The organism is Aeromicrobium sp. Leaf272 (assembly GCF_001422865.1).
Classification (GTDB): Bacteria; Actinomycetota; Actinomycetes; order Propionibacteriales; family Nocardioidaceae; genus Aeromicrobium.
Genome location: NZ_LMMY01000011.1, coordinates 112,310 through 122,481 on the forward strand (window position 1 = coordinate 112,310; position 10,172 = coordinate 122,481).

The window sequence follows — 10,172 nt, forward strand, 5'->3', positions numbered from 1 at the left end:
AAATGACCCAGTTGACGATGAAGGTGACGACTGCGAAGGGCTACGACGAGACCGTCGAGCTGGTGCGCGCAAGCCTGGGCGACGCCGGTTTCGGCGTGCTCACCGAGATCGACATCAAGGCCACCCTGAAGACCAAGCTCGACGTCGACGTCGAGCCGCAGGTCATCCTCGGCGCCTGCCGACCTCAGCTCGCGCATGCCGCCATGCAGGCGGACCCGTCGATCGCGGCTCTCCTGCCGTGCAACGTGGTCGTGCGCGCCGACGGCGACCGGACCGTGGTCGAGGCCTTCGACCCCCAGGCCATGACCGCCATGGCCACCGACGCCCCGGCCGGACTGCATGACATCGCCACCGACGCCCGCGCTCGCCTGCTCGGTGCCCTCGAGACGGTTGAGAACGCCTGATGCCCGACTCCGCGGCGATGGGACTGGAGCCCGCCGAGATCAAAGCGATCATCACCCGGATGAAGCGCGCCCACGGACACCTCGGGAGCGTCATCCGCATGATGGAGGAGGGCTCTGACTGCGAGTCCGTCCTCACCCAGCTCGCCGCCGTCAACAAGGCCCTGTCGCGCGCCGGCTACGCCATTGTGGCCACCGGCATGCAGCACTGCCTCACCGACGGCGACGGTCCCGACGGCGTCGACGCGAAGAAGATGGAGAAGCTGTTCATGTCGCTGGCGTGAGCCGCCCGGTCGGCTGGACATCCGCGTCCACACCGTCCGTTCGCGCAACAGCCAGCAGGACGCATGCCGTCCCGGGCTCGTCAGTGATAGTCCCGAACCCCCTGCCGCTCCGCGTGTCAGGCTGTCGCTGTGAGCCCTGAAGAGACAGCGTGGATGGAACGCATTGGGCGATGCTGCAGCGCCATCCGCGAGTGGGAGCAGTACGCCGAAGACAACAGCGGCGCGGTCGCACCTGACAGCCGACTCGCCGCCGACGACGCGCTCAACCGCTCCTTCCCCGCCAGCACCGCAGCCTGGTCCAGCATCGCGGTCGCCATCGACCACCTCGGCCTTGCCGACGATTCACTCTCCCGCGAGGGAGGAGCCCGCCTCCACCCCTTCGCCTTCCAGGCCGTGTGCCGCTCAGCCCTCGTCGCAGCGAGCCAGGCCCTGTGGGTCCTCACCGGCGGGCGGGACACCCGGCTTCGACGTCTCCAGCTGATCCAGATCGAGGACACCGAGAAGGCACTCGGCTTCCTCCAGGACTACTCGCGCGACGAGACCCTCGCCGACGACGTGAGCGCCGAGTTCATCGCGGCGCTGAGCGAACGCGTCTCCTCCTACACAGCGGAGCTGAAACGCCTGAAGAAGGAGGTGCGACCCCAGCGCGGTGAGTACAACGTCACGAGGACCCTGCGCGACGCCGCGGCGTACGTCGCGACCCAGCGACCCGGGGACCCGTGGCTTCTGCGCGCATACGTCTCGGAGTGGCGGATGGCCAGCGCGTCAGCGCACGCTCGTCTATGGCAGAGCGAGATCCTCCCTCACGAGGACATCCCACTCGTTGGAACGGGCCAGCGTCTGCGTCTCACCACTGGTACGCCGCAGAGCTACGGGATGTCGCTGTCCGCCGCCGTCATGGCCACCGAGGAGGCGCTCAAGCTTTGGCACGCCCACAGCTCTTCGCCCACGACGAACTGAGGTCCCCGCCACCGCAGCCAACGAACGACCCGCCACTGGGACGCGAGAACGCCTCAAGGCTCGACGGCGATGCTGCGGGTGTTCAGCGCCGCGAGTGCGAACACCAGCGCTGACGAAGGCGCTCGGCCGGCCTTCGCCAGGTCGTAGAACGTGTTCGAACGTACGCCGACGTCACGCGTACTCCGGCGCCCGGTCGAGCGCTGGATGACGTGATACGGCGCTGGACCGTCGACCTTGAGACGACCCATCTGATGCAGCGCGACGCGCAAGGGGCGGCCGCCGCGAGCCCGCTCGACCTCCAGCAGAGCCTCGATGACCGGGCGACCAGGCAGTCCGCTGACCGCGAGTGACGTACCGAGTGCCGATGCGAGGGACTCCAGGCTCGGCCACCTCGGCCAGCTCGACCCGCTCAGCGCGTTGTTCGTGACCGACAGCGACAATCCCGCGGCCCGGGCGAGGGAGCGCACAGTCTCACCGCACGTCGCGCGCTCGATCTGGAGACGCGACACCACCCTGCGGTAGTTGCCGACCGCGATGTCCTCGACGCTCGGCTCGGACTGCTCGAACAGCGGCCTGGACTCCAGCGCGTAGACCCAGGCGCCGTCCTCACCCCGCGCCCCGCGCGGCGCCGACCACGACCCGGTCCCGTCTTGCCTGCTCACCATGGGTCGTTTCTATCTCGTCTGAGTTTGTATCGGATAACCGATGCGTTTCATTCTCAGCCCGCAGACCGATGCGCACCGTCCAACCTGCTTCCCCGCTGAGCGATGAGAAGCCGCGACCGCCCCCGCGCGGTCCGCCACCCAGCACCGCTGGGACCCCGTCCGGCCACCCCACCGGACGGGACGGCTTCTTCCGAAGGCTCCCCGATGACTTCCGCACGCTCTGCCGCGACAACACCATCTGCACACCTCCCCGGCGAGGTCGAGCAGTTCTTCGACGCATACAAGCCACGTCTCCTCGCCACGCAGGCCTGGGACCGCGCAAGGGAGCCGGTCATCGCGTGCGTGCGGGCCGCGCAGCCCCAGACGGTCAACGCGGCCCGCCTGCACACGCAGGCGCTCGTGAACTACCTCGCGGGCCCCTCCGGTTGGGACATGACGTCGGCGCCGAACCTGGCCGATCTGCTGACCGAAGAGCGGGTGCGCGCCGCCTACGCCGACCCTGGCTCTGGCGCGAAGACGACCCGCCGCGCAAGGACCGATGCGCTCGGCACTCTCGCGCGTGCCGCTGGGCACTGGACGCCTCGCGAGGCGTCACACGAGCCGGTCGAGCTGGACTTCGACGGACCCACGGTGTGCTTCCCGGCGCTCGAGTCGCGGGCGGTGACGAACGACCTCGAGGCCGTCAAACGGACCATCGAGCGGTACACCCCTCGTCCGTCCACCCTGGACGCCGACCGGTGGGCACGGGCGGGCGAGGCTGTCCGCTCGGCCGCTACGGCAGCATCACCGCGCCACTCACGCGACGCTACTCGCCTACTGACCGCACTCACCGGCTTCCTGAGCGACCCCATCGTCTGGGACGGCTCCCAGACGCCCGACACGTCAGCCCTGCTGCGCGTTCCCGTCATCACCGGCCACTTGCAGCGCACGAGGTTCAACAGCGTCAACTCCCGCGGCGGCCGACGACAGGCGCTGCACGAGGTTGGCCGGGCGCTGGGGACTGTCGTAGCGGCCCAGCCGCTCCAGCACCCGACCTTCACGTATGACCCCTTCCTGATGGCGTTGGCCACGACCGCGATCCCGTTGTCGGCCGTCGCTGAAGCACGGTTGAAGTCCTCACCCGGCCCGACGTCGAAGCTCAACTTCGACCGGGCGGCGGAGGACTTCGCGAACGCACGCGATGTCGCTGCACGCCAGCTCGGCACCGGCACGGTGTGGGCCGTCAGCGCTCTGGTGGCGCTGACCGAGGTCACATCGAAGCCCCTGGGGGTCACCGTGAACACCTCCCACGAAGCCGGTCCGATGCCGGAATCGACAGCCCGACCGAAGTCCCGGCGTGCGCGCCTGGCGGCCGCCAAGGAAGCCAGGATGCGCGCCGAGCGCGCCGCCGACCTGGACGCGGCCCCTGCGCTCGCTCTCGCCGCCGAACCCGACGTCGACGACAGCATCAGGGATGCCATCTCCGCCTACAAGCCGTTGCGCAAGGAGGACCGCGCCGCGTGGGAGACCAACCGGGCTCTGGCCGAGCGGCTCGTGCTGGTGTACAGGCCGTCGAGCCGTCGGAACGCTCAGAACATCTGCGCGTTCATCCGACCGTTCCTCGCCTGGCACGCGACCCTCGGCGGGCGTGACGCGAGCGTCCCGCTGACCATCAATGGGCTGCTCACCCCAGAACGCATCGAGGACTACGTCAACGCGTCAGGATGGTCCGATGGGTCCAAGGGTGGGGCACGGTCGGTCCTCCGGCGCATCCACCGCAATCTCTACCCGCACCGGGCGCCGGTCTCCCTCGCCCACCAGCGGATGGCCCCGCCCTACTCTGCCGAGGAGTGCGCGAGCCTGGTGCGCCAGGCTTGGCACCAGCCGAATGCGAAGTCGCAGCGACGACTGGCCTTCATCATTGCTTTGTCGCTCGGCGCCGGCCTCGACGCCGAGGACCTTCGGCACGTCGAGCGGCGCCACGTCGAGCCGGTGCAGGTGGGCGGTCGAACGGTGTTCGTGGTCAGCGTCGCGGGTCGCAACGCCCGGTCGCGGACCGTTCCCATCCGCACGGAGTACGTCCCTCTGCTGCAGCGCGCGCTCGACTCTCACGACGCCACGGCAGACCTGTCCGGCGAGGACCTGCTGGTCGCGAATGCGACGACCACGGTCAACGTCGTCTCGCGGCACCTGCGCGACGCCAAGGGCAACGCGTTGACCTTCCAGGTCAAGACGAACCGCCTTCGCCACACCTGGCTCGTCTCGGTGATGTCGTCACCGGTCTCGCTCGCTGACCTCCTGCAAGCGGCTGGTCTGAAGTCGGCACGCAGCTTTACGGACCTGCTGGAGCACTGTCCACCGGCGGACCCGGCACAGGTTGCTCTCGCGCTGGCCGCCTACGACGAGTCGCGCGCATGATTAGCCGACGCGAGTTCGAGATGTACCTCGAGCTGGTCCGTCGCTCCGAAATCCATCAGACCATCGAGGCCGCTCTGCGAGCCGGCACCGGCGGAGCACCCCGCCAGCTCGCCGTCGACGTCTTCCTGACCGGCGCGCTCCTGACCGCAACCCACAAGCGCACCGGCGTCCTGACCCGCGTCCGCGAGACCCTCGTCAAGGACTTGGCCGATCAGACCAAGGCGGCCTACAACATCCGCGACAAGGCCGGGCGTGACGTGACCATGCGCCAGCTCTACTATCTCGTCGACCGCATCGCCAACCTGTACGAGTACCAGGAGGCGCGCTGCGAGAAGGACGTCACCGTGACCGAGCGCGCTCGCCGTCAGGGCGAGTTCGAAAGCATCTTGGACCGCCTCGTGAGCTCGACCAGCATGCACCTTCCGTCCGAGGGCAGCTACGCCATCGACGGCTCCGCCATCCGGTCCGCAGCACGGCGCAAGGGCAGCAACAAGCAGCTCAAGGCCGCGAACGAAGAGCCCGGCCCTCGCCGCCAGTTCTGCGCCGACATGGACGCGCGAACGGGTCACCAGACCGAGACCTACGACAACGGCAGCGACAACTACTTCGGCTTCGCGCTGGTGGCATTCACGAGGGCCGGCACGGTCGGCACGAACTCCCCGACGCTCGTTGACCACATGCGCCTCGTGCCGGCCAACTCGAGAGGCCTGACCGAAACCATGGAGGTCATCGAGGGTCGTAGCCAGACGGGCAACCCCATCACCGAGGTTCTCGCCGACCGCGCGTTCACCACTTCGACCATCGACACCTGGGCGAAGCCGTTGTACGACCTCGGGGTCAAGCAGGTCCAGGACATGCACCCCTCGGACGGCGGAGCGCGACCGGACGCTGCGCGAGGCTACGTCCTCATCGACGGGTGGCCGCACGCCGTGGGCATCCCGGAGCACCTCATCCACATCACGCCTCCGCCGAAGGCCTCCCTCCCGCGCCTGAGGAAGGCTGCCACTCGCGTGGAGAAGGCTGAGCACGCAGCGGCAGCCTTCGCGCTGGAGCGCTTCCGCGAGCTCATCGCCGAGCGGCGGACCTGGGCGTTCGAGCCGCTCGGGGCACAGACCTCGGCCGGCAGTCGCCGCTACATCTCGCCCGCACGAGCCGGCAAGCGCCGATGCGCCGGGTACGCCGACTCGCTCTACCTCGACGCTGACACGCCCGAGTGCGTCCACCCGCCTGGGCAGCCCGTCCCGAAGGCCTGCCGTCAGGCGACCATCACGGTCCCGTTCAAGTTCGGCCTGAAGCTGCGCCAGGAGCACTACTGGGGCTCGGACGAGTGGCTCGCCTCCTACGCCCGACGTTCACGCGTCGAGTCCACCTTCGGACTGCTCAAGTCCCCCAACGGTGGAGGCGTCAAGCGCGGCTGGACCGGCCTGACCGGCCTCATCCGCACCGCGTTCATGCTCGCCATCCAGGTCGCCGCCTGCAACCTGCGCACCCTGCTGCGCTGGGCCCGCGCCACCGGCTTCGACGCCGACCCCCTGGTCCGGGTCAACCTGGACGACTACGGGTTCCTCGAGCTCGGCGCCGACGGCCATCCCTTGCCCTTCGACGGCGACCCACCCGGTGCGGCAGCCGCGGCCGCCTAGGCCGCCACCGCACAACTCATCGCTTCGCCCACACAGCCCGACGGCCTCCCGCCCAAGGGCCGCTCGTGGTGCCCTGGAGCACGACCGACAGCCGCGGTGGCCGGACATCGCCCGGCGCTGAGGTTCTGAAGCCCATCAGGCACCGGCTCGAGCGCTCGACCGTGACGTCCTGAACGCAGAACTCCGCCTGGACCTTCGTCCAGGCGGAGTTCTGTCACTCATCGGGCCTCAGTTGTGTGAGAGCCCCTCTGCGGTGGCGGTGGGATTTGAACCCACGGTGGGTTTGACCCCACACATCATTTCGAGTGATGCACCTTCGGCCGCTCGGACACGCCACCGCCGGGTACCTTACCGGACCGTCACGCGGCGACCGCAGCGAGGTCAGTGGGCGATCGGGGCCGCGCCCGAGGTCAGCGGGGTCGCCTTGTGGGCCTTCCACGCGGCGTCGCCGACCTCGGCGACGATGGTCACGAGCGCACCCACCACGATGCCGAGGTTCACGTACTCGAGCACCTGCGAGCTCATGCCCACGGCGTCGACGAAGGCGGGGTTGAACAGCGACTCGTCCCACGCCAGCCAGGCGACCGGCAGGGCGAACGCGGCGGACACGACGGCCATCGCACCCACGAGCGGCCAGGTCCAGCGGCCGACCCGGTAGCGCCACACCTCGAGCGCGATGTTCAGCACGAGCACCCCGATGAGGAACGGCAGCCAACCGGACCACAGGTCGGGGTCGAGCACCGCGACGTCGTCGCCGTCAGGGCCCTGTACCCAGCTGCGGAAGTTCTGGCCGATCAGCACCATGATGAAGAAGGCGATGAACACGATCGACGCCACCGTGTCGACCAGGGAGACGTCGCGCTCCTGCGGCGCCTCGGGCAGGGAGTCGACGGTCCAGCCCGGCAGGCCGGGGTCGATGTCGACCCGCTCGAGGATCGCGAACGTGAGGGTCGTCCAGAAGGCCACGTGCAGCGCCACCTGGATCCCAGCCGCCACGCCGTCGCCGATCGCGGACGCCGCGTCGGGCTCGGTGATCAGGCTGACCGCCGCCACCACGACCACGACCGTCGCCGGGATCCAGGCCAGCAGCCTGAGCAGCAGGCGCCAGTAGGTGAGGAAGTAGCGCGGGCCGATCAGGTGCAGCGGTCGGTCGGCGTACTGCGCGGCGAGCAGGCCCGGGTCGCCGAGCTCGGTGAGCACACCACGCTCCGCGCCGGCCTCGGGCTCGCCGGCGTCCGTGCGCGCCTCGACCATGTCGGCGATCGAGGCACGCAGCTCGCGGCCGATGTCGTCCCGTCGGTCCTCGGGCACCGAGCGCAGCACGGCGTGCACGTAGCGGTCGGTCAGGGTGGTCGTCTGGGTGGTCATGGCAGATGCCCTTCCGTGAGGGACTCGATGGAGGTGCGTACGGCGTCGAGGTCGGCCAGCAGCGCGGCGAGGAGCTGCTCGCCGTCGCGGCTCGTCCGGTAGACCTTGCGGGGCCGGGACTCGGTGGTGTCCCACTCGCTCGTCAGCAGGCCCTGGTCCTCGAGGCGCCGCAGCAGCGGGTAGAGCGTGTTGGCGTCGACGCTGAAGCCGGCGTCGGCGAGGGTCTGCAGCAGGCCGTAGCCGTAGCCGGGCTCGCGCAGGGCGGCGAGGCTGGCCACCACGACGGTGCCGCGGCGCAGCTCCTGCAGATGGGTGCGGAGGTGGTCGTCCCAGGTCATGCCGCCACATTACTGTGTGACATACAGTATGTCTAGATCACACATCATCGTGCCCCGGACGCCTGCCGCCGGAGGATGCGGGAGAATGCCGGACGTGGACCTCGACGACCTCGCCGCGCGCGTCACCCGACTGGCCGACGCCGCTGCGGGACGCCGTGTGCTGGTCGGCGTCGTCGGCGCCCCGGGCAGCGGCAAGTCCACGCTCGCGAAGCGGCTGGCCAACCGGCTCACCGCCGACGGCTTGCCGGCCGTGCGCGTGCCGATGGACGGCTTCCACCTGGCCGACGTCGCCCTCGCCGAACGCCGCCTGCTCGACCGCAAGGGCGCCCCGGAGACCTTCGACGCGCACGGCTACCTGAACCTGCTGCGACGCCTGCGCGCCGAATCCGGCCACGACGTGCTGGCCCCCGGCTTCGAGCGGGACCTCGAGCAGCCGATCGCCGCCTCGATCACCGTGGCACCGTCGCACCGTGTCGTCCTGACCGAGGGCAACTACCTGCTCGACGACGCCGACCCGTGGCCCGAGGTGCACGCCGAGCTCGACGAGGTCTGGTTCGTCGAGCTCGACGACGGTCGTCGTCGATCACGCCTCGTGGACCGCCACGTCAAGCACGGCAAGACCCGCGAGGCGGCACAGGCGTGGGTCGACGAGGTGGACGAGCCCAACGCGCGGCGGGTGCTGGCCCGGAGCGGGACCGCCGACCTCGTCGTCCCTTCGCCCTGACCGCTCAGCCGGGTGCGGTCCGACCAGGGAGCCCCGCCACGGCCGCCGCCCACTCGAGCGACCGAATCGTCCCGAGCGCCTGGCGTTGCGCGGGCCGGGTGGCGTGGTCGATCAGCAGGCGGCGCAGCACGTCGGTGCGGTCGCCCAGGTAGGCGGACGGGATCGGGATCGCGCGGCCGCTGCGGTCGGTCGTGTCCACGCACCACCACTCCCCTCGTCGCACTCGTTCGAGGCCGGGCGTCCGCTCCAGGCCGAGCGGGCCGACGATCTCGAGCGACTCCCACGAGACCCGCGTGGACGCCGGCCCCCACACGTGCTCGACGCCCTCGGCCGTCAGGTACAGCCCACCCGCCTGCACCCCGCGCCGCGCCATCCAGAGGTTCGGCACGAGCAGGAGGACCACGAACCCCGCGCCCAGGAGCGTCCAGGCACTGCTGTCCCCGAGCACCCAGGCCACGCCCTCGCCGACCACCACGATCGAGAACGCCGCGACGACGGCCCACGGTCGCGCCAGGGCCCACCCCGGCCGGAGCCATGCGGTGGCGGGACGTCCGGAGGGAGCCGTGGCGAGCACCGGTCCGTCGTCGGCGTGCGGCGCACGGATCCACCGCCCCACCACGTCGACGGCCACCACCCAGCCGCTCCAGCACGCGAGGCCGAAGACCAGCGAGAGCAGCGGGCGTCCCATGGCCACGGTGACCGCCCAGACGACGGTGAAGAGCGACGAGAACAGCGTCGTGCCCAGCATCAGCAGCACCGCCCGCCAGGTGCGCCCGGCGTCGAGGGCGCGGCGGACGATGCCTGGCCCGTTGCGCGCACCCCAGGCGGCCGGTGCGACGAACTGCGCCATAGGTCGAGCCCCGTTCTCAGTCGAGCACGGCGCCGAGCCGGCCGACGACGTCGCGCAGCACGTCGGGCGGGGTCGCGTACGTGAGGCGCGCGCGACCGTCACCGACACCGGACGAGCCGCCGAACGCGAGGCCGGAGGCGAGCGCGACGCGGGCCCGCTCGAGCAGCACGGCAGCAGGATCCGCGCCGAGGGCGTAGGGGCGCAGGTCGAGCCAAGCCGTGTAGGTGCCGGGGCCGGCGAGGAGGCCGGCGCGCGGGAGGTGCTCCGCCGCGAGGTCACCGAGCAGCGCCCGGTTCTCCGCGATGTCGGCGCGGAGGGCGTCGAGCCAGGGTCGGCCGTCGGTGAGCGCCGCGACGTGGGCAAGGGTGCCAAGATGGCTCGGACCGTGGCTCACGATCTCCGGCACCGAGGCGATCTCGTCGGCGGTGGCCGCACCCCCGGCCACCACGGCCGCCTTGGCGCCCGCGAGGTTGAAGGCCTTCGACGCCGACAGCACGGCATAGGCGTCATCGGTGCCGTCCACGGAGAGGTAGGGCACGAAGACG

Annotated in this window: 11 protein-coding genes and 1 tRNA gene; 6 read left to right on the forward strand and 6 right to left on the reverse strand. The window is 70.4% G+C overall.

The features are described from left to right. The 3 genes from ASF38_RS07630 to ASF38_RS07640 form a co-directional block, all read left to right on the forward strand. Window positions 1–404 (forward strand): DUF302 domain-containing protein (locus tag ASF38_RS07630; protein WP_056574927.1); only part of this gene is annotated, 404 nt, incomplete at its 5' end. A 17-nt stretch (window positions 405–421) separates the two neighbouring features. Further along, the gene (locus ASF38_RS07635; RefSeq protein WP_056575393.1) at window positions 422–685 is read left to right on the forward strand and encodes a metal-sensitive transcriptional regulator; all 264 of its coding nucleotides are present in this window, start codon (window positions 422–424) and stop codon (window positions 683–685) included. Between the two features lie 153 nt (window positions 686–838). After that, a complete protein-coding gene (locus ASF38_RS07640) occupies window positions 839–1,645 on the forward strand; it encodes a hypothetical protein (protein ID WP_056574930.1) in 807 nt (268 codons plus the stop codon). A 53-nt stretch (window positions 1,646–1,698) separates the two neighbouring features. Here ASF38_RS07640 and ASF38_RS07645 read toward each other — a convergent pair whose 3' ends face one another. After that, on the reverse strand, window positions 1,699–2,154 hold the full coding sequence (locus tag ASF38_RS07645; RefSeq protein ID WP_235497499.1) for a helix-turn-helix transcriptional regulator: 456 nt from the start codon (window positions 2,152–2,154) through the stop codon (window positions 1,699–1,701). 360 nt (window positions 2,155–2,514) lie between these two features. Between ASF38_RS07645 and ASF38_RS07650 the strand changes: the two genes are divergently transcribed. Beyond that, window positions 2,515–4,707: a hypothetical protein gene (locus ASF38_RS07650; RefSeq protein WP_056574937.1), complete on the forward strand. Its 2,193-nt coding sequence runs from the start codon at window positions 2,515–2,517 to the stop codon at window positions 4,705–4,707. Then, the gene (locus ASF38_RS07655) at window positions 4,704–6,347 is read left to right on the forward strand and encodes a hypothetical protein (RefSeq protein WP_156366840.1); all 1,644 of its coding nucleotides are present in this window, start codon (window positions 4,704–4,706) and stop codon (window positions 6,345–6,347) included. The genes ASF38_RS07650 and ASF38_RS07655 overlap by 4 nt, the downstream gene beginning before the upstream one ends. 251 nt (window positions 6,348–6,598) lie before the next feature. On the opposite strand, the gene ASF38_RS07660 is transcribed toward ASF38_RS07655, so the two are convergent. The 3 genes from ASF38_RS07660 to ASF38_RS07670 all read right to left on the reverse strand — a co-directional run bounded on the left by ASF38_RS07660 (window position 6,599) and on the right by ASF38_RS07670 (window position 8,053). Next, window positions 6,599–6,685, reverse strand: a tRNA-Ser gene (locus tag ASF38_RS07660). A 43-nt stretch (window positions 6,686–6,728) separates the two neighbouring features. Next, the gene (locus tag ASF38_RS07665; protein ID WP_056574943.1) at window positions 6,729–7,715 is read right to left on the reverse strand and encodes a permease prefix domain 1-containing protein; all 987 of its coding nucleotides are present in this window, start codon (window positions 7,713–7,715) and stop codon (window positions 6,729–6,731) included. After that, window positions 7,712–8,053: a PadR family transcriptional regulator gene (locus ASF38_RS07670; RefSeq protein WP_055961341.1), complete on the reverse strand. Its 342-nt coding sequence runs from the start codon at window positions 8,051–8,053 to the stop codon at window positions 7,712–7,714. The genes ASF38_RS07665 and ASF38_RS07670 overlap by 4 nt, the downstream gene beginning before the upstream one ends. A gap of 85 nt (window positions 8,054–8,138) precedes the next feature. Here ASF38_RS07670 and ASF38_RS07675 point away from each other — a divergent pair, with 85 nt between their 5' ends. Beyond that, window positions 8,139–8,777: a nucleoside/nucleotide kinase family protein gene (locus tag ASF38_RS07675; RefSeq protein WP_056574944.1), complete on the forward strand. Its 639-nt coding sequence runs from the start codon at window positions 8,139–8,141 to the stop codon at window positions 8,775–8,777. A 4-nt stretch (window positions 8,778–8,781) separates the two neighbouring features. Here the strand turns inward: ASF38_RS07675 and ASF38_RS07680 are convergent, their stop codons facing one another. Together ASF38_RS07680 and ASF38_RS18410 are read right to left on the reverse strand one after the other, a co-directional pair. Further along, a complete protein-coding gene (locus ASF38_RS07680) occupies window positions 8,782–9,627 on the reverse strand; it encodes a hypothetical protein (protein ID WP_056574947.1) in 846 nt (281 codons plus the stop codon). Between the two features lie 16 nt (window positions 9,628–9,643). Beyond that, window positions 9,644–10,172: aminotransferase class I/II-fold pyridoxal phosphate-dependent enzyme (locus ASF38_RS18410; RefSeq protein ID WP_200914448.1), on the reverse strand; the 529-nt coding region annotated here is incomplete at its 5' end.

What these genes read in the sequence shown, in the direction of transcription:
- ASF38_RS07635 (WP_056575393.1), top strand. Translation starts at nt 422, where the DNA reads ATGGGACTGGAGCCCGCCGAGATCAAAGCGATCATCACCCGGATGAAG.
- ASF38_RS07640 (WP_056574930.1), top strand. Translation starts at nt 839, where the DNA reads ATGGAACGCATTGGGCGATGCTGCAGCGCCATCCGCGAGTGGGAGCAG.
- ASF38_RS07650 (WP_056574937.1), top strand. Translation starts at nt 2,515, where the DNA reads ATGACTTCCGCACGCTCTGCCGCGACAACACCATCTGCACACCTCCCC.
- ASF38_RS07655 (WP_156366840.1), top strand. Translation starts at nt 4,704, where the DNA reads ATGATTAGCCGACGCGAGTTCGAGATGTACCTCGAGCTGGTCCGTCGC.
- ASF38_RS07665 (WP_056574943.1), bottom strand. Translation starts at nt 7,715, where the DNA reads ATGACCACCCAGACGACCACCCTGACCGACCGCTACGTGCACGCCGTG.
- ASF38_RS07670 (WP_055961341.1), bottom strand. Translation starts at nt 8,053, where the DNA reads ATGACCTGGGACGACCACCTCCGCACCCATCTGCAGGAGCTGCGCCGC.
- ASF38_RS07675 (WP_056574944.1), top strand. Translation starts at nt 8,139, where the DNA reads ATGCCGGACGTGGACCTCGACGACCTCGCCGCGCGCGTCACCCGACTG.
- ASF38_RS07680 (WP_056574947.1), bottom strand. Translation starts at nt 9,627, where the DNA reads ATGGCGCAGTTCGTCGCACCGGCCGCCTGGGGTGCGCGCAACGGGCCA.